The 18,376-nt window shown below is 42.1% G+C and carries 18 protein-coding genes; 3 read left to right on the forward strand and 15 right to left on the reverse strand.

Going from position 1 to position 18,376, the window contains the following annotated elements; translation table 11 throughout:
• Positions 1 to 14 precede the first annotated feature (14 nt).
• The 11 genes from NI464_RS02355 to acnD form a co-directional block, all read right to left on the reverse strand.
• Positions 15 to 404, reverse strand: coding sequence for a ribonuclease E inhibitor RraB (locus tag NI464_RS02355; RefSeq protein ID WP_004732107.1), 390 nt, complete (start codon positions 402 to 404; stop codon positions 15 to 17).
• Positions 405 to 665: 261 nt separating this feature from the next.
• A complete protein-coding gene (locus NI464_RS02360) occupies positions 666 to 1,598 on the reverse strand; it encodes an SNIPE associated domain-containing protein (RefSeq protein WP_004732109.1) in 933 nt (310 codons plus the stop codon).
• Between the two features lie 585 nt (positions 1,599 to 2,183).
• Positions 2,184 to 2,849 (reverse strand): pseudouridine synthase, encoded by a 666-nt coding sequence (locus NI464_RS02365; RefSeq protein WP_253137694.1) that lies wholly within the window; start codon positions 2,847 to 2,849, stop codon positions 2,184 to 2,186.
• Between the two features lie 82 nt (positions 2,850 to 2,931).
• Positions 2,932 to 3,645: an SIMPL domain-containing protein gene (locus tag NI464_RS02370; RefSeq protein WP_168730856.1), complete on the reverse strand. Its 714-nt coding sequence runs from the start codon at positions 3,643 to 3,645 to the stop codon at positions 2,932 to 2,934.
• A gap of 120 nt (positions 3,646 to 3,765) precedes the next feature.
• Entirely contained in the window at positions 3,766 to 4,014 is a 249-nt protein-coding gene (locus tag NI464_RS02375) for a DUF6868 family protein (protein WP_168730857.1), read from the reverse strand.
• A 530-nt stretch (positions 4,015 to 4,544) separates the two neighbouring features.
• Positions 4,545 to 4,808: a hypothetical protein gene (locus NI464_RS02380; RefSeq protein WP_004281730.1), complete on the reverse strand. Its 264-nt coding sequence runs from the start codon at positions 4,806 to 4,808 to the stop codon at positions 4,545 to 4,547.
• 113 nt (positions 4,809 to 4,921) lie between these two features.
• Positions 4,922 to 5,143 carry a hypothetical protein gene (locus NI464_RS02385; protein WP_004732115.1) on the reverse strand — a complete coding sequence of 74 codons (222 nt, stop codon included), beginning with the start codon at positions 5,141 to 5,143 and terminating at the stop codon, positions 4,922 to 4,924.
• Positions 5,144 to 5,288: 145 nt separating this feature from the next.
• A complete protein-coding gene (locus NI464_RS02390; protein ID WP_253137695.1) occupies positions 5,289 to 5,666 on the reverse strand; it encodes a hypothetical protein in 378 nt (125 codons plus the stop codon).
• A gap of 269 nt (positions 5,667 to 5,935) precedes the next feature.
• Positions 5,936 to 6,079, reverse strand: a complete 144-nt coding sequence (locus NI464_RS02395) for a zinc ribbon-containing protein (protein ID WP_004645925.1) — start codon at positions 6,077 to 6,079, stop codon at positions 5,936 to 5,938.
• Between the two features lie 509 nt (positions 6,080 to 6,588).
• The gene (locus NI464_RS02400; protein ID WP_253137696.1) at positions 6,589 to 7,059 is read right to left on the reverse strand and encodes a hypothetical protein; all 471 of its coding nucleotides are present in this window, start codon (positions 7,057 to 7,059) and stop codon (positions 6,589 to 6,591) included.
• Positions 7,060 to 7,268: 209 nt separating this feature from the next.
• Positions 7,269 to 9,887 carry a Fe/S-dependent 2-methylisocitrate dehydratase AcnD gene (acnD, locus tag NI464_RS02405; protein ID WP_004732123.1) on the reverse strand — a complete coding sequence of 873 codons (2,619 nt, stop codon included), beginning with the start codon at positions 9,885 to 9,887 and terminating at the stop codon, positions 7,269 to 7,271.
• 512 nt (positions 9,888 to 10,399) lie between these two features.
• Here acnD and NI464_RS02410 point away from each other — a divergent pair.
• Together NI464_RS02410 and ygfZ are read left to right on the forward strand one after the other, a co-directional pair.
• Entirely contained in the window at positions 10,400 to 12,532 is a 2,133-nt protein-coding gene (locus tag NI464_RS02410) for a multicopper oxidase family protein (RefSeq protein WP_253137697.1), read from the forward strand.
• 114 nt (positions 12,533 to 12,646) lie between these two features.
• On the forward strand, positions 12,647 to 13,372 hold the full coding sequence (ygfZ, locus tag NI464_RS02415; RefSeq protein ID WP_004732127.1) for a CAF17-like 4Fe-4S cluster assembly/insertion protein YgfZ: 726 nt from the start codon (positions 12,647 to 12,649) through the stop codon (positions 13,370 to 13,372).
• A 52-nt stretch (positions 13,373 to 13,424) separates the two neighbouring features.
• Here ygfZ and NI464_RS02420 read toward each other — a convergent pair whose 3' ends face one another.
• Positions 13,425 to 13,670, reverse strand: coding sequence for a hypothetical protein (locus tag NI464_RS02420; RefSeq protein WP_004645929.1), 246 nt, complete (start codon positions 13,668 to 13,670; stop codon positions 13,425 to 13,427).
• Positions 13,671 to 13,933: 263 nt separating this feature from the next.
• On the opposite strand from NI464_RS02420, the gene NI464_RS02425 reads away from it, so the two are divergent.
• Positions 13,934 to 14,731 carry a tetratricopeptide repeat protein gene (locus NI464_RS02425; RefSeq protein WP_004732129.1) on the forward strand — a complete coding sequence of 266 codons (798 nt, stop codon included), beginning with the start codon at positions 13,934 to 13,936 and terminating at the stop codon, positions 14,729 to 14,731.
• 82 nt (positions 14,732 to 14,813) lie between these two features.
• On the opposite strand, the gene NI464_RS02430 is transcribed toward NI464_RS02425, so the two are convergent.
• The 3 genes from NI464_RS02430 to NI464_RS02440 form a co-directional block, all read right to left on the reverse strand.
• Positions 14,814 to 15,740 carry an AEC family transporter gene (locus tag NI464_RS02430; RefSeq protein ID WP_004732131.1) on the reverse strand — a complete coding sequence of 309 codons (927 nt, stop codon included), beginning with the start codon at positions 15,738 to 15,740 and terminating at the stop codon, positions 14,814 to 14,816.
• 60 nt (positions 15,741 to 15,800) lie between these two features.
• The gene (locus NI464_RS02435) at positions 15,801 to 16,910 is read right to left on the reverse strand and encodes an NADH:flavin oxidoreductase/NADH oxidase (RefSeq protein WP_004732133.1); all 1,110 of its coding nucleotides are present in this window, start codon (positions 16,908 to 16,910) and stop codon (positions 15,801 to 15,803) included.
• A 92-nt stretch (positions 16,911 to 17,002) separates the two neighbouring features.
• Positions 17,003 to 18,271, reverse strand: coding sequence for a carbohydrate porin (locus NI464_RS02440; protein WP_004732135.1), 1,269 nt, complete (start codon positions 18,269 to 18,271; stop codon positions 17,003 to 17,005).
• Positions 18,272 to 18,376: the final 105 nt, after the last annotated feature.

Genomic DNA, 18,376 nt, shown 5'->3' on the forward strand with positions numbered 1-18,376 from the left:
AAATACAAGCATGCTCAGCTACTACGCAGGCTGCCCTCTTCGTCATCCAACTCATCATCATAGACATAGGCCATGCAACCCCAACCATCATATTCACCCTGAAATTGTGCCGCGATTTTGCTGAACCATTGTTCCAGATCCACGATATCTTCGTAAGCAGGTTCCATATACACATAAATCGTGATGATCCATTCCAGGGTATCGCTTTCTTCGTCCTGAAACAGGCTGATTTTTTGCTCTTCTTTTAATAGATGCAAGGCACAACGATCCGCCTGCGCTTCATCCGCAAAGGCAATCGAAAATTCAATTTCATGTGCCTCTTGCAAGTCGTCGCCATCCTGATGCATTTGCCACAGTACATTGCCATTTTCATCGTCCGGGAATTGATTGTAATCACGTGACATAGAAGTATCCTTATTATGATGCTGTTTTATTCTGCATTTAAGATTAGCTGATTTTCGTACAATTATCGAGATACAGACAAAAAATATTATCTTTTAACCATAAATAAACATATGATTTTTATAAATATAAAAATAAGTAAGAGGATCAATATAGTCAAGATTCCTCAAGGCCAAAAATCCTGAAAAATATCAGGATTTAAACCAACTTATGGCATTCAGAATACTCTGGTAAAAATCTTCTAGACCTATGAATGTCATGATCTACGCGATGTGTGGATGCAGATGATCCTGTTCCAATTGCAAAACCAGCGCAGCAAACTTGAGTTCTTCTAAACGCAGATCAAGATAGGATTCTTGAATCATCGCCTGACTCAGTGTCTGCCCGGTATAATTCAGCAAGACATAATCATCCTTTAAGGCCTGCAATATCTCGCCCAAATTTTCTGTGCTTAATTGAGAGAGATATAAATCTGCCTTACAGTTGAAAGCCAGACTCAGGATTTCAATAGTACTTCGACGGCGATTGTCGTCGACATAATTACAGCTCGCCACCTGCTGTTTTTCTATGGCCTGTTGAATTCTGTCACGGACATTGCGTAAATGCCGAACCGCATCCGTTTCGCTATAACCCTCAATCAGCTGCTCTAAAACCTGTGTTGCGGGAAGCTGCAAGCCGAAGCGCTGGGCCTGTATTTTATGCTGTAAAGCACTCAATACCTCTTGCAAGCGATGCTGTTGTTTAGCCTGTTCATAATAACCGTGCAAACTTTGTCGGGCCTCCTGCTCAACCTCGGCCACGGCCTGCGCCTGAAACTGGGCAAGATAATCTTTTACTCTTGCGATATAGGCTTTGAGATCATCGATCATGATCGAAGCATCCAGCTTGGTCGCTTCAACAAAGTTTTCAGCCTGCAAAGTCCGGTTAATAATATATTGCTCGATATCCCAGATATCCTGATATTTTTTATATTTATTCAGGGCAATGTTTAAACTGCCATTTTGTACCCGCAATTGGGTGATTTCATAATTCAATTCATCGACTTGAGTTTCATAATCTGCCAATTTGCTGCGGGAATGATCCAGGTTTTCCTGTAAAAACTGGATATTGCTGCGTAATGAAGCCTGTACCTTTAAGCTCCATAGCAATGCACATATTAAAATACTCGCGAGAACGAAGAGAGCCATACTGAGCATCGTTCTTTCCTTTAACCCCGGGCAGCGCCCTAAACCATCAAATTAAAAATTTATTATAAAGTCATGATTAATTTTGCATCACTTCGGCCAGATAATCAAAGCCGTTGATCAATACTAAGTCATTCATTCATTTTATTTTTCTACAAAATTTTTATGTGCAAGTCATGTATGACTGACTACTTTCCAGCTCAAGACAAATCCATTCTGAAACAACTTACGATATTTTTTATATCAAAGGATATAATTTGAAAGTTTAAAAATAATGAAAGGAAGGTTAAAAAATCATAAAAATAAAGGCATCAGGCCTATAGCGGGAGATAAAAGAATAAAAAATCTCTAGGCTTATCGTCAAGAGATAAACCGAACATTAAAAATTTATGTGCGGTAGTGACAACCGATCAGGCAATGGATCAGTAGAAAATTTCATTTGAACATGCTTGTAAAGCTACTCATCTCCAAGCTACTATCGAAATAAATTCTCACACTTTTTATTCGGGTTGCCCAGTTTAAGGGCTTGAACCTCATTATATTTATGAGCTTAAAAAGCATGTGTCCAGCTGGCTCTGATTATTAAGCACAATCAAATTAGAAGGGTATGTCTGCCTTTATTTCGACCTGGACACCACTCAAAGGCTGGGTAAAGGCCAGATAACTGGCATGCAAGGCCATACGCTTTAAAGGACTGCGTTGGGGTTCAGGATGATAAATTTTGTCGCCAGTAATCGGATGACCGATATGCAGCATATGCACGCGTAGCTGATGGGAACGGCCGGTAATGGGGGTCAGCAACACTCGGCTAATGTCTTGCTGGGGTAGGTATTCTAAGGCCTGATACAAGGTCTTGGCGGCCTTGCCCAGTTCATAATGCACCATCTGACGCGGACGGTTTTCCCAGTCGGTAATCAAAGGCACTTCGACACTGCCCTCACCTTCGAGTTTGCCTTGTACCAGCGCGACATAATTTTTAAGTACCGTGCGTGCCTGAAACATTTTACTCACCGCCACTTCTGCATTGCGGTGTTTGGCAAACATCAAAATACCTGAAGTGGCCATATCCAGACGATGGGTAATTTTGGCCTGCGGATATTTATCCAACACACGTAAATAGGCACTGTCATGATGCTCAGGTAAACGCCCCGGAACCGACAATAATCCGGCCGGCTTTTCAATCACCACCAGATCATCATCTTCATAAACAATATACAGCGGTTCTTGCGGCGGACAATAGACAAAGTGATGGTTAATGGGCATTTGAGGTACAGTATCTGGAACAATGCGCGCAAAATAGCAAGCGGCTTCTGGGCTGTCAATTACACTACCTGACCAGCTCAGTCTAATCTGCCAGATAATAATCGACGGTTGAGACCACGCGTACTTTCTTCAAATACGGGGTATTGCTGTCGCGATCCTCAATACTAAACAGTCCCTGATTGGCGGACTTTATTTTGCCCAGACTACTCTTTGAATCGGCAGCAAATTTTTCGGCTACACTACGCGCATTTTCGGTGGCCTGTTCAATCATCGCCGGCTTGATGTCATTCAGCTTGGTAAATAAATATTCTGTTCTTTGCCCGGAATCATCCCCTGCAAAGGCAATGCCTTTTCTACCCAAAGCCACCAGACGACTTTGTGCCGCACGCACTGCATCTATTTTATGGGTATAGACTGTAATGGTCTGGCTGGCGGTGTAACGCAGAGCAACATTGGCATCCCCACCATATTGCTGCGCGTATTTATCGGTGATACTCGGTGAAGCACTGGTAATTTCTTCCGTGCTAAATCCTTCATTTTTTAAGAAGGTCTGAATTTCCTGGGTATTGGTTTGCATGGTATCGTACAATTCAGCCAGATCCTGACTGCCGGCATTAAAGCGGATTGGCCATACCGCCACATCGGCTTTGACTTCACGTTCCGACAAGCCTTTGACCGAAACTATACGTTCATATTGTTTAATTTTCAGCGCGCTATTACCCAGAATCCATCCGGCAATAATCATCCCTAAGCAAATCAAGGCACCTAAAATCAGGGCCGGTTTGAATTGATTCATCCTTCAACTCCTTTGAAATCTTTTTTCGTTCTTATTGATCCTGTCACGCTATCAAGTAGCGATAAAATGATACTAATCCAATCTTATTTTTATCACTCGAAGATTTAATCAACCTAGCACTTAGCCTTGATTCATCAGATAGATTGCAATTAACGGTGTCAGGTTAAACAGCAGAATGCCAATTTTATACACAGCCATTCCTGAATAATGAATCACATCGAAACTGGTATCTGACAGCCCAAACCATTTTCCATGCACCTGCTTCATCCAGTTTCGGGCAAAGACAAAGACTACGAACCAGATCATGAGAATGACATAATTAATGAGTGTGCAAAACAATAAAAAACGACACCAGATATCGAGATTCATGAGGATTCCCCTAGGGGGCAGCTGATGTTTTTAAAATAACAGATCATGTTGAGAAATGAAGGACTGATTTGTATCTTGTTTGGATAAATATTTTTCTTAAATTTATGATTTATATTTATTTTAATTTTTTATTCTGCATGTATCGCTAGAGAATTTTTTAGGGTGTTGGGAAAACTCGCAATGGTTTACTTCAACTATCATTCTTTGTAAGACCTGATCTTATAGCCTATAAACTTTTGGTCTATAGCGTCCTAAGCCGAATCGAGACCTTTTGGGTTCGTACTGCACTCGCGTTTTGCGCCGCTCACAGCATGCTACTCTTTCCGATCCCATCACACCCTTGAAAGCTATATTAGGCAAAGATGGACGGGATTAATTTCCTATGTTTTTTTAATTTACATTAAATCTGAAAATTTATTTCATGATTAACCTAAATATAGAGAAATAAATTCCATTTTTATTTTTTTACGCTTTTTTATTCGCCAAAATGAGACTTTATTGCAATTTATATTCAGGGCGGGATTGCCGTTTTATTGAAAGAATGTTCCCTGAATCCATTGCGCACTAAACCACCAGGCACTGATCGCGGACATCCCGCACAGAAGATTGGCCAAGACCTTGTTGAGCCTGGTCAGTTCAGAACTATAAATTTTCAGATTAAGTAGATAGGCGATCACAGCGTAAAACGAGCCAATCGCGCCCCCAAAAAGAATCAAGATCAGCGGCCATGCAGAATAGAAATGGGCTTTTTTATCTAATTTTCCTGACTCTGGTGCGTGCTGTTGAATATCCATAAATGATAGCCCTCTTTTTAATATATGCACTTGCACTATTTCTAGGCAGATATTTACTCTTTAGAAAATATTTGCCTTCTAGGACTTTCACTGAAGCAAGAAGCAGACCAGTTTTAACGTACAAAAAGCTGTCGGGTATGATGATTGATATAGGCATTTAGCCCATCGCCGTATTGAGCAAGCTGTTTCATGTTTTCGACATGCTGATATCCGGCACTGCTATAGCTGTATGTATAGACTTTCGAGGTTTTCTTGAATTGAACGCGAATAAACTCGTTACCAATCTCGTAATTGGCAACACCTGAGTCGTGATTAAGATCAAGATAATGTTGCAATTGAGCTGCCCTAAACACTGTGAATCTAGGCTTTTATATGGGGTTTTATTGGTTAATTTTCAAACAACAATATTTTAAAAAAATAAAATTTATAAAAAAATATCCCATTATTTAATGGGATATTTTTTAAATTGAAGTGAACTATTTAACAATTAGGATCCACTACAAAACTTGTCTGGCTGAACTTTTGCCATGCACCAGTAGCAGCACCATCCACAACGAGAATAGAGATAATTCCCCAATCCAAGAAAATGCCTAATAGAGTTGTTGGATCGAATGTTTTCTGTGGAATAATAGTGTTAGTTTGACAGCCTTGCTTCTCTGCTTTAATTACATAATTTTCTTTCTTTTTGAAGGTATAGACAGTATTACGCTGCCCCATATATTCTTCATTGACATATAACTTAGCCAATTCATCATTACTACGGATATTCACAGTTTGGGTTGAACCATTAAACATCGTGGCACAACCTGAAGTAAATAGGATTGCACTGCCTAATATTAAAGCTGTAAATTTTTTCATTGTTTCCCCCCGGAAATATCTAACCTTAATTTTAAGTGGTTAGCTAATTTTTAAAGCAGACAACCTATACCTTTTATACTAAGAGTTCAAATAATTTTTTGAATTTATTATAATTTTTTGCTTTAAACTAAGATTCCTCCCAACATAAAACTGTTTTCTCATAATAATCTTTTATTTCTATGTATGAGATTTGGATACCACAGCAAAAAGCCCTATCGAGTAATAGGGCTTTCATTCAAAACAGAGGGTAACTGTTTGAGTTGTTTTGCTTAGGCATTCTTATTGTTAAATTGATTGCCTTGGCATTTGGTACACGGTGGTAAACGATCAGTACCAATTTCTAAGTAGGTGCGGTGTCCGCATTGAACACAAAAATAGAAGCCTGTTCCGGGTTTTTCGCCAGCAGTAACCATCTTTGTTCTCCATGGTTTTAGAAATGGTCTGACTAGTATAACCCTCTGGTGATGAATGTCTATTGTCCATTTTTGTAAATGATAGTGTCGTTTGGGCAAAGTAGTATTTCTAATTATTATTTAGTAACTCATTAATTAAGTGATAATTTATTATTTTTTTTCAAGTTAACTAGTTTAATAACATTGAGATAAGTGATGCATAAGGCCAAGTATAGCGCAGTGCGTTAATACAAAATTATCACCATAGCCATATGAAATTTTATATTCCCTTAAACTTATAGACGTCTTTAATCATTGAGGAAGCTGAATTTCTTAAGTATAAAAGGAAAAGTACTTGTTTGTATTTTCTTGACAAAGACATTAATGCTTTAAATAAAAACCCCACTTCACAGTAGAGTCTTTTAAAAAATATCAAAAACTTTAACTTAATTTTTTAATTTAGGTAGTACAACCTTTTAAAGAATTCTATACGCAATGCTAAATTAAAAATATTAAAGGCTAATATTTTTTTAAATTAAAGTAAAAAAGTATTCAGTATTCTTTATAGGCTGAGTAGTTACTTCATATGCACAATTTTCGATTTTTGCTTCATTAATTGGCCCCAAATGTATTCCCAAACACCATAAAGAACGTGAGGTATCTATTCCTGAATACTTAATATTTTTAAATTTTTTCACATCATTTACCATATATCTGAGACAAGAAGTAGGGCTAATATCTTGTTTAATTTCTAATGGTATAGAGGAGGTTTTTTGTTTTTGATGAATCATAAAATCTAATACTGCTGATCTTTTTATTTTACTTTTTCTACCATCTAATGGGTAACGAATTTCTCTATCCACTTTTTTTACTTTTGCATGATTTGTTAAAAACAAATAATATTCTACCTGAAGCCAAATTTCCCAACCTTTGACTTGAAACTCATAGAAATCATTTAATTTTCTAACAATGTCCTCCTTTTCAAAAAACTCTTCACTCACTTTAAGAATAAATTCTCTATCTTTTTTTTGTAATCACATCATTCATTGTTTTACTCAAACTAATTTAAAAACCCCACTTTAAAGTAGGGTCTTTTTTAAATAATATCAACAACTTTAATCTACCCTTGCGAAGCAATACTTCTCACCTTTAAAAAAGGAGGGAGTTCCCCTCTTTTTCAAAGAGGGGCTAGGGGTGATTTACAAAAAGATTAAGCCACATTCCCTTCCAAAAAGTCCTGTGCAAAGCGTTGCAATACACCACCCGCTTCATACACATGCACTTCCTCTTCAGTATCCAAACGGCAAGTCACAGGCACTTCAATAATCTGGTTCTTACCATCATCGGTTGAACGCTCAATCACTAAAGTTAAAGTCGAACGTGGCGCGATATTACCAATCACGCTATACAGCTCAGTACCATCAAGACCTAAAGTCTTACGATCTGTACCCGGTTTAAACTCAAGCGGCAACACCCCCATACCGACCAGATTGGTACGGTGAATACGCTCAAAACCTTCTGCCACAATCGCTTCAACACCTGCCAGACGCACACCTTTCGCCGCCCAGTCACGACTCGAACCCTGACCATAATCCTTACCGGCAATAATGATCAACGGCTGTTTGCGATTCATGTAGATTTCAATCGCTTCCCACATTCGCATCACTTCGCCTTCCGGCTCCACACGTGCTTTCGAACCTTGCTTGATGGTGCCATCAGAACGCACCACCATTTCATTAAACAGTTTCGGATTGGCAAAAGTCGCACGTTGCGTTGTCAGGTGATCACCGCGATGGGTTGCATAAGAGTTAAAGTCTTCCTCAGGCACGCCCATTTTTTTCAGGTATTCACCCGACGCACTGTCGAGCACAATAGCATTCGATGGTGATAAATGATCAGTGGTGATGTTATCGCCCAAGATCGCCAACGGGCGCATATTTGACAAGGTACGCGGTGCAGCCAAAGCCCCTTCCCAATACGGCGGACGACGAATATACGTACTTTGCGGACGCCAGTCATACAACGGACTTGTTGCTTTTTCATTCACACCCAAGTCGAACATCGGAATATAGATTTTTTTGAATTGTTCTGGTTTTACAGCAACTTTCACCAGCGCATCAATTTCTTCATCCGATGGCCAGATATCTTTTAGATAAATCGGATTGCCGTCTTTGTCTGTACCTAAAGCATCTTTTTCGATGTCAAAACGAATCGTACCGGCAATTGCATACGCCACCACTAAAGGCGGTGAAGCCAAGAATGCCTGCTTCGCATATGGATGAATACGCCCATCGAAGTTACGGTTGCCCGAAAGCACCGCTGTTGCATACAGATCACGGTCGATAATTTCCTGCTGAATCTTTGGATCTAATGCGCCCGACATGCCGTTACAGGTCGTGCATGCATAGGCCACGATACCAAAGCCCAGTTTTTCTAAATCTTTAAGTACGCCTGCTTCTTCCAAATACAAAGCAGCCGCTTTAGAACCCGGTGCAAAAGAAGATTTCACCCAAGGCTTACGGACTAAACCGAGTTCATTGGCCTTACGCGCCAGCAAACCTGCCGCCACGGTATTTCGCGGGTTTGAGGTATTGGTACAAGACGTAATCGCCGCGATAATCACCGCGCCATCTGGCATTAAGCCTTCAGCTTCTTGCGCACGTGCAGCATCTAGATTGCCTGCAATGCCTTTTTCTTTTAAGTCAGATGTCGATACACGAGCATGTGGATTGGATGGGCCAGCAATGTTACGGGTTACTGTTGAAAGATCAAAACGCAATACACGTGGATATTCTGCCTGAGTCATATCCGATGCCCACAGACCAATCTCTTTGGCATAAGTTTCAACCAGTTTGACTTGCTCAGGCTCACGGCCGGTCAAGGTCAGATAATCAATCGTGTTCTGATCGATATAGAACATCGCAGCCGTTGCGCCATATTCAGGGGTCATGTTGGAAATCGTGGCACGATCACCCACTGACATGCTGTCTGCACCTTCACCGAAGAATTCTAAGTATGCCCCGACCACACGTTCTTTACGCAGGAATTCTGTCAGTGCGAGCACAATATCGGTTGCGGTAATGCCCGGCTGACGCTGACCAACAAACTCCACCCCAATAATATCTGGCAGACGCATCCAAGACGCACGCCCCAGCATCACGTTTTCGGCTTCGAGTCCACCAACACCAATCGAGATCACGCCAAGCGCATCAGTATGTGGGGTATGTGAATCTGTACCGACACAGGTATCTGGGAATGCCAGGCCATCACGGTTTTGAATTACCGGAGACATTTTCTCCAGGTTGATCTGGTGCATGATGCCATTACCGGCAGGAATCACATCGACATTTTCAAACGCGGTTTTGGTCCATTCAATAAAATGAAAACGGTCTTCATTACGACGGTCTTCAATGGCACGGTTTTTCTCAAAAGCATCCGGATCAAAACCACCAAATTCCACTGCCAATGAATGATCGACAATCAGCTGGGTCGGTACCACTGGATTGACTTTAGCCGGGTCACCGCCCTGTTCTGCAATTGCATCACGTAAGCCGGCAAGATCGACCAAAGCCGTTTGTCCCAAGATGTCGTGACAGACCACACGTGCCGGATACCATGGAAAATCATGTTCCTGTTTACGCTCAATCAGCTGTCGCAAAGACTGTTCTAAAATGGCAGGATCACAACGACGAACCAGCTGCTCAGCAAGCACTTTGGAGGTATAAGGAAGTTTGGCATATGCGCCTGGCTGAATATCTTCTACGGCCTGACGCACGTCATAATATTCCAGCTGGGTGGATTGCAGCGGTTTACGGTAGTTGTTGTTCATAGCTTGCCTGCCCTCGTTTATTACTCTTTTTTGCACATCAAAATTTATTGATGACTTGTTTTTAATCAAGGCATTGTACGCTGCCGAAAGTCCATTTCCCAAATCTTATAATTTTCAATAGTTTAATTATAGAAATCGGTCTATTTTAATAAATTTGTTATCTGGCCTTTAGAATTTTTGCTTTAAAGCGGTCTTTTGCTAAAAAAATCTGAATAATTCGCCTTATTCTTTAGTCTTATGTTGCAAAATATTTCTCTATATTTTTATTTTACTATTCCCCTAAACCACTAATATCATTAATAAATAATTAATTTTATGTGCATTTTTTTAAAGATAAAAAAATATAGTCGCACTGGTTTTTATAGGCTTGTCCTGCCGCCGCATTTAGCAAAATTTCAATCCCCTAATTTGGGATAGCAGATTTTCCAAAATTATCAGAAGCTCAGTGTGACGCATGTCACATTATTCGTAATCCTCACATTAAAACAATAACCATAACAGGCAGAACTGAAATGTTGAAAATCGCAATATTCGGAGCTATAGCCGCCATTTTGACGCTCTTAGCTCGCGGTTGGGATGGAACAAAAAATCCATCACCACCGTCCAATCCATCTAACCCGTCCCAACCTTCTCATCCCTCACACCCCATACCTCCACCCAAACCCTCACATCCCGTTCCGACAACATCAGACAGCTTGATTAGCAACCCACCCCTGTTACCAAAAAGTGCCAAGGGCAAATATGAGCTGATCGTGGCTTATAAAACCAGCAAGCTCTATAACCCCAGAAACGGCTCATGGGATCAGGTGCTGCTGAGAGGCTATTTAACCAAACCCGGTTTATTTGATAAGAAAAAAACTGGTGAATATGTTGAGGATCAATTGGTCGGGCCACAGATTCGGGGCAAACAGGGTGAAACCATGGCACTTAACCTGAATAACCAGCTTCCACCCGAGTCAGAAACAACTTGTCCAACGCATGTTGAGAATGTAAATGAACCACATTGCTTTAATACCACCAACCTACATACCCATGGCTTCTGGGTCAGTCCTCAAGGCAATAGCGATAATGTCTTTTTGAAATTCAAACCTCAGGAAAAATTTGATTATCAGTTCAAAATGGAACCGAATCATCCCGCAGGGACTTACTGGTACCACGCCCATCTGCATGGCTCAACTGCTCTTCAGGTGTCAAATGGCATGGCCGGCCCATTGATTGTTGAAGGTTCAAGAACACCAAAAGTCAAAAATGGCAAAGTCACCTCAACTGGAGATATGGATATTTTATGGAAAGAAAAAAACAGTTACCCCAACGAAAACATCCTGTTGTTCCAGCAAATCCAATATCGCTGTAGCAATCCCGATCCTAATGTCACATTCGCTGTTCCCAATAACTGTGAAGGCTTAGGCATAGGCATGCTGGAAAATTATAATGACCTCGCTGCATTTTCCTCTTGGGGCGACAATAACTACTACACCTCTATCAATGGTAAAATTTTAGGTGAAATCAAAGCAGAACAGAATCAATTTAACCGCTGGCGCATGATTCATGGCGGTGTACGCGATACCATTGGTTTAATCATTAAGGAAATTCCTAACTCCAGTAAGTTTAGCGCAGAACAAACTATTAAAGCCTGTTCAGCCTATCAGGAGGCAGACAAGAAAGCTGAATTTGACAAGCTGAATAGCCTGAATGTGCATACCATCGCGCAAGATGGCTTAACCATGAATCATGTACAGACCAGAACCCTGTCCGTGTTCCATCCAGGCTATCGTCATGATGCAATGGTTGCTTTTCCGACCACCAATAGATACTGCATTTTTGACACCAAATTGAATATCGATGATGAAATTAACGCGCCATTACCGAATATAGGTCCTCAAATTGCTCCAAATCATCGGTTCAATGCCCAACTGCTGGGATGGGTCAATGTAAAAGCAGCCAAGACCAAGCCTCAGACTGCTGCCCAGTTCCTGAAAGATCGGGCACAAAAAATTGGTTTAAGCAAAGACATTCAGACCCAGTTATCTCAGCTTAATCTTTCTGCGTTTAGTGATCATCCATCACTGATGACACCGGAAATTGATAAAGTAGTTGCTGCCCGACCAAAACAATATAGTGCTTTTTCGCTCGGCCCCGACCCTAGAACTGGCATATTCAAATTTGGCTTCCGGCATAAAAAAGATGGAGATACACTGAGTTTTGGAGATTTCTTTGATGGAGATGGTTCAGTAGATGGCGAATATGTCCGTCAGTTACAAGTTGGACAGACTGATGAATGGGAACTGACCAGCGCTGGTTTTGGTGGTCATCCGTTCCATATTCATGTTAACCCGTTCCAGATTGTTAAAATTTTGAATCCTCAAGGTAAAGATGTCAGTGAGTCAGTAGCCCCAGAAGATCCGGTGAATCCAGTTCTGGATGATGTGCAATACCGTGGCATGAAAGGACAATTTAAGGACACGCTTTTTGTAAAACAAAACTATACCTATATTGTGCGCAGCCATTACAAGAAATTTGAAGGTGACTTCGTACAGCACTGCCATATCCTCGACCATGAAGATCAGGGCATGATGGAAACCGTACGGGTCTGTGGAGGCAAATTCCCTTGTGATTCGCCATTACCGGCTAGCCATCACCACTAAAGACCTGCTCGCTAAAAGCCAATGATTTCGATTGTTGGCTTTTTTGTTTGCCTCTATTTGATGCTTGCTGCACAATAACTGCATTGATTTATAGTATTCAAACCGGGGCTTATTATGGCAGCGTCTCCTGCTTTTACATTGTTTAGTCTGAATGGTGTAGATGCACAAAAATTCCTTCAAGGTCAGGTGACTTTGAATACTGAAACTTTGGCGGAAAACCAGACACGCTATACTGCAATCTGCAGTCTGAAAGGCCGCATTCAATTTGGCTTATGGCTTAAAAAAATCAGTCCGGAAAGCTTTGAAATCGTGAGCACTGAAGATCAGTCCACGGAACTGGCCAATCATATTAAAAAATTTGGTGCCTTCTCAAAAATGAAACTGGAATTGGTCGGTCCAGTTTATCCAGTCATTAATGGGATTCATACTGACTTTGTGACGACTGAAACCGATGTGACGATGTGGGAACAGCAAGCCATTGAATCAGGTCAGGCCTGGATTCAGGCTGCGACTGCCACCCTGTTTCAACCACAAGAATTACGTTTGCATCAACGCGAAGGCATTCACTACGACAAGGGTTGCTACCTGGGTCAGGAAGTGATTGCGCGTTTATGGTTTAAAGCCAAGCCAAAACACTGGTTACATCTGGTTCAAGGCACAGGTGCCGCGCCTGATGTTGCGACCAAATTGAGTAATGATGTTGAAATTGTCAATAGCATCGCGATTGAGGATGGTTATAAAGCGCTAGTCGTGGCAAAACCTGAAGCATTGACCGAGCTAGGTCTAGAAGTTCTGGAACTTCCTGAAGCCTTAAGTGGTGATGTGGCGCGTCCGCAATAATGAGTGCTTAGCACATAAAAAAAGCCAAGATGAAATTCTTGGCTTTTTTGTTTTAAAAACCATGAAACAGCTTATTCATGTCTTTTACCACATAATCTTTGAAATGATAGGCTCGCGCATGTTTGGCATCAAACTTTGCCGTGAGTTCACCTTTTTGAAAGACATATACCCGGTCTTCCTGACTCATCAAAAACTCTGCACCAAGTTTCATCAGCAGCGCATCAATCTTGTCTTCATCGGCAATCGATTCATCAGCATTGATTCTGTCATAGTGACGTTTAATGGTTTTGACAAACATGGTGAAATCCTGGGAGTCTGATTCAAACCGAGATTTAAACAGAGAAGTCGGCTGAAGCAAAGTAATCCTTTTGATATCTGCAGGATTGATCAGAAATCTGTCCGAATCATGCATCGATTTAATCGGTGTATTGTGCTTCGATGATTTGTATTTAGTGACAAATTGTATATTTACAAAGCACAAAATCCTTTTATGATGTAAGTGAAAATGATTAAAACCGCACCAAGGAATAAGGTGCCAGCAATAATAAGGTTATAGGAACCATGAAAAAATTAGTACTCGCTACAGTTCTTGCCCTTTCTGGGCAATTCGCTCTGGCAAATACCGTAAAAGATCAAGTCGATCCCCAATTCCAAAAAGTTGAGGCCATGGTCAAAGCCAATAATTTTAAAGGTGCCTATGACGCTTTAAATCAATTGGCCAGTCAGGGAAATGCCCAAGCTTTATATAACTTAGGCTATTTGACTCAAACCGGCCAAGGTACAACCAAGGACGAGAAAAAAGCCATTCAGCTCTATGAGCAGTCTGCCAGCAAAGGCTATCCGGTGGCCAATTATGTATTGGGTAAAAATTACGCGGCCGGCACACTCGGACTCAAACAGGATTTGACCAAAGCCAAACAGCATCTGGAACGCGCTTCGGCAGCCAAGTTTGATGATGCCAGCATTGATCTGGCCATACTGCTGTTTTCTGAAAATACGGCAGCGTCAAATAAAGCCGGACTGCAAAAGCTACAACCGTTGATCAGCAAAGGCAATATGCAGGCCATTCATGCCAAAGCCTTATATGACATCAGCAGCGGTTTCAAAAATAAAGATGAAAAACCGATTCAGCAAGGTCTAAGCAGCATTCAGGAACTGGCCAAAAAAGGTTATATTCCGGCGCTGATGGCAGTGGGCAATATGTTTGCCAATGGCAGTATTGTTCCGCAAAATCTGCCAGAAGCGAAGAAAATCTTTGCCGCACTGGCGCAGCAAAATGTTCCACAGGCCAAAGAGTCTTTGGCAGCAGTAGATAAAATGCTGGCTGAGCAGAAAAAAGCACCTGCGAAGAAAAGTTAAGTGAACCGATAAAACTCAAACATAAAAAAGCCCCATGCAATTTGGGGCTTTTTTTGTGGTGGAGCATCCATCTTCTAAAAGATTATCCCCACCACAAGGCAATTAAGCCACTGGTCACGATAAAACCGGCAATGGTACTCATCAACAATGGCGTTAAAGTTCGATCATTCAGACCATACGCCTGTCCCAACATGCCAAAAATCGTCGGCATCGGCAAAGCTGCAATGAGCGTACCAGCATGGACCATTTCCTGACTTAAATCAGTTAACTGGCTCAGTCCCAGATACATCAATAACGGCATCATGATATTGCTGGAAAATACCAGATAGAAACTTTGCAGATTGACATATTTCAGACTCATTCCTACGATCCCGCCGCCAATGGCAAACAAGGCCAATGGTGAGGCCGTCTGACCAATCAAGGCGAAGACCTGATCGAGATAGACTGGAATTTTAATCTGGAAAACCGCACAGGCCATGCCGAGCATGACCCCCATAAATAAGGGATTCTTCAGCAAGGTCAGCAGTACACTTTTCAAAATGGCGCCAAGATTTGCCTGATGTTGTGTGCCCAGCGCAGCCATGACCAGCACCAGCGGAATCAGCAACACGCTTTCAATGATGACCACCAGAGAGGTATAGGTCATCGCCTGTTGCCCGATCAATAAGCTGAGCACAGCCGTACCAATCAATCCAGTATTTGACATTGCAGCGCCCAACGACAGCACTGCACTTTGCGAATGCGTATTCTGAAAATGACGGCGCATAATCCAGAAGCCGCTACCATAGAGCAGCAAGGTCACACTGCTATACACGGCAAAGTATTCAAAATACCAGATTTCATGCAGGTCTTTGGAGGCAAGGGACTGAAAGAACAGCAAGGGCAAGGCCACTTTAATGACAAAAGCACCGACCGTCCCCACCTGCTCTTTGCTTAACACTTGACTCTTTACAGTCAGATAACCCAGTGCCAATAATAAAAATATGGGCACAATGACCGCAAAAATCATAATGCAGTATCCTCTTGCCAGTGATATTCCATTATAAGAATTTCTGAGACTAAAGCAGTGTTAAAAAGGCTCAAACAGGTGATTCAAACCATGCGGTGCACAGCGCAGATATTGCGGTGAAATCTTGATTTTTTCCTCAAGTGCTGCCGCTGCATGCCAAGGCCAATGTGGATCATAAAGAATGGCACGAGCCAAGGCGATGGCATCAGCTTGACCCTTTTGTAAAATATCTTCTGCCTGCTTAGCTTCAGTAATCAAACCTACAGCAATCACGGGAATACTCACGACTTTCTTGATCGCATCTGCAAAAGGCACCTGATAATTCGGCTTCACATCGATGTTCTGTTTGGCATGTAAGCCGGCACTGGAAATATGAATATAGGCAGCACCCGCAGCTTCCAGTGCTTTGGACAATTCAATTGAAGAATCAATAGTCCAGCTATCTGGCTGATCCATCCAGTCGCTGGCCGAAATACGCACTCCAATCGGATAACCTTCTGGAACCGCCGCCTTCATGGCTTGTAATACTTCCAGAGTCAGGCGAATCCGGTTCTCCAGTGAACCGCCATACTGATCATCACGTTTATTGGAAAGCGGTGACATGAACTGATGCAGTAAATAACCATGCGCTGCATGCAGCTCAATCAGGTCAAAACCGGCCTCAACTGCACGTTTGGCACTTTTTGCAAAGTCAGCAATGACCTGCTCAATTTCCGACTGGCTTAAGGCTTTAGGTGGATGTTCATCGGCCTGAAAAGGAATATCACTGGCAGAAACAGTTTGCCAGCCATGTGCTTCATTCGGCTTAAACTGACCTTTACCTGCCCATGGTTTATCTGTTGAAGCTTTACGTCCGGCATGTGCGAGCTGAATGGCAAAAGGCATCGGGGAAATGGATTTAACTTTTTCCAGTAAGGTCTTGATCTGCTTCGCCTGTTCGTCATTCCACAAGCCCAGATCGGCATAACTGATCCGGCCTTCTGGCTGTACCGCAGTCGCTTCGACGATACATAAACCTGCACCCGATAAGGCATAGTTGGCCCATTGCTGCTCGTGCCAATAGGTAATTTCCCCTTGCTCTGTTGCAGAGTACTGACACATCGGCGCAATTACGATTTTATTTTGAAGTTGCAGTGATCCAAATTGAATAGGTTGAAATAGTAATGCCACGCTGTATTTCCTCTTTTTATTGCACAGTTTCACTCTAGAAATAAAAACAGGCTCCCAAGAGCCTGTTTAGTTATAACGTGAACGATCAAACTTTAGAAGATGATTCGTGTAGTCAAACCGAGTACCAGTGCATCATCCACATTGTTGCTTGAACCTGGATTAATGACATATTGCAGGTTTGGACGCAGCATCAGCCACTTTGTTGTGTTATAGCTATAGTTCAGTTCAATATTGTATTCTGCATCAGCATTGAAAGCTGGCCGTGAATCAGCAAAGCGATCATTCACATGCACACGATTGACCGCCAGACCTAAAATATCATTCGGCTGGCTGTCCGAAAGACCGATATATTTCACACCAATTTGTTGTGAATTATCCACTTTGTTAGTATCGCGATCATGCCAGGTAAAGTTAGCAAATGAATGCAAACCCTGACGGCCCTGACCTATAGACGTTAACTGCTGTTCTACAGCTAACCAGCCTGCAAAGGTACGGTTTTTGGCATCAGTAGGATTGGCAATATCTTTTTGGTTGGCAACATCATCGGCCGTATTGTACATCCCGCCAACCCGGTAGCTGCCCGGCAAGCCATTCACCAATGATTTCGGTGTCCAGATCACTTCTGCCGGAATCGTCACACCATCTGCATGGTCGGTATCCAGACTCCAGCCCTGACCTTCTTTAGCGCCATTACCATTATCGGGATTAAACTCATACACACCGACTTGTACCGCAAGTTCAGGATTGAGTTGCTGCTTCACGCGCGCACCCCATTGTGCTACAGGCGTATTCATCCAGATATTGCCCTGCCATTTACCCATCTGTGCAGCACAAAATGCCGTACTGGCAAAATCACAAGCCATGACATTAAAGTCCATACCCAGACCAAGACGACCCGCCTTAATACTGAGTCCTTGGTCTTTATAATTCTTTTCAATAGACAGCTCGCTCAGACGGCTATCCTGATTACCACGCCCAAAAGTACCTTGTACATTGGCCAGTTGCGGCGTACTGGGATCCTGCAAGTCACGAACAGAGGTACTTTGACCCTGGCGTGCACTCATCAAGGCACGTACAGTGACACCATTCCATCCCGCCAGCTTTTCCATATCCAGTTGAGTACCCAGCCATAATTGGGCAGAAGTTAATGGATCTGCGCCCTCATTACGACCACCATCAGCAAGATAGGCGGTATCGGTTAACAGATTGGCTTCAAATTTAATTCCCTGTTGGGCCAGTTCTGTACGTTGACCATTCCAGTCCCCCAGTAAATACTGACCTTGTGGATCAAATGCAGATTCCGCCTGAGCGGTTGTCATGGCAGCCATTAAAGGCAATAGAGCTAGACCTAAATATTTCATGTAAAACCTAAACATTCGGAGAGAAAAACAAGCAAGGTTTTTAAATTGCTATTAGGTGCATGAATTTACATAACTTTTCATACAAATTCCCAGCATTTTTTTTAT

The sequence above is a fragment of the Acinetobacter lwoffii genome (assembly GCF_024129685.1).
In the GTDB taxonomy this organism is placed as follows: Bacteria; Pseudomonadota; Gammaproteobacteria; order Pseudomonadales; family Moraxellaceae; genus Acinetobacter; species Acinetobacter lwoffii_X.

Bases quoted from the DNA above. Each gene is read 5' to 3' on its own strand.
- NI464_RS02375 (WP_168730857.1), bottom strand. From the start codon at position 4,014: ATGAATCTCGATATCTGGTGTCGTTTTTTATTGTTTTGCACACTCATT.
- acnD (WP_004732123.1), bottom strand. From the start codon at position 9,887: ATGAACAACAACTACCGTAAACCGCTGCAATCCACCCAGCTGGAATAT.
- NI464_RS02410 (WP_253137697.1), top strand. From the start codon at position 10,400: ATGTTGAAAATCGCAATATTCGGAGCTATAGCCGCCATTTTGACGCTC.
- NI464_RS02360 (WP_004732109.1), bottom strand. From the start codon at position 1,598: ATGCTCAGTATGGCTCTCTTCGTTCTCGCGAGTATTTTAATATGTGCA.
- NI464_RS02420 (WP_004645929.1), bottom strand. From the start codon at position 13,670: ATGTTTGTCAAAACCATTAAACGTCACTATGACAGAATCAATGCTGAT.
- NI464_RS02440 (WP_004732135.1), bottom strand. From the start codon at position 18,271: ATGAAATATTTAGGTCTAGCTCTATTGCCTTTAATGGCTGCCATGACA.
- NI464_RS02390 (WP_253137695.1), bottom strand. From the start codon at position 5,666: ATGAAAAAATTTACAGCTTTAATATTAGGCAGTGCAATCCTATTTACT.
- NI464_RS02355 (WP_004732107.1), bottom strand. From the start codon at position 404: ATGTCACGTGATTACAATCAATTCCCGGACGATGAAAATGGCAATGTA.
- NI464_RS02430 (WP_004732131.1), bottom strand. From the start codon at position 15,740: ATGATTTTTGCGGTCATTGTGCCCATATTTTTATTATTGGCACTGGGT.
- NI464_RS02380 (WP_004281730.1), bottom strand. From the start codon at position 4,808: ATGGATATTCAACAGCACGCACCAGAGTCAGGAAAATTAGATAAAAAA.
- NI464_RS02370 (WP_168730856.1), bottom strand. From the start codon at position 3,645: ATGAATCAATTCAAACCGGCCCTGATTTTAGGTGCCTTGATTTGCTTA.
- NI464_RS02365 (WP_253137694.1), bottom strand. From the start codon at position 2,849: ATGCCCATTAACCATCACTTTGTCTATTGTCCGCCGCAAGAACCGCTG.
- NI464_RS02425 (WP_004732129.1), top strand. From the start codon at position 13,934: ATGAAAAAATTAGTACTCGCTACAGTTCTTGCCCTTTCTGGGCAATTC.
- ygfZ (WP_004732127.1), top strand. From the start codon at position 12,647: ATGGCAGCGTCTCCTGCTTTTACATTGTTTAGTCTGAATGGTGTAGAT.
- NI464_RS02395 (WP_004645925.1), bottom strand. From the start codon at position 6,079: ATGGTTACTGCTGGCGAAAAACCCGGAACAGGCTTCTATTTTTGTGTT.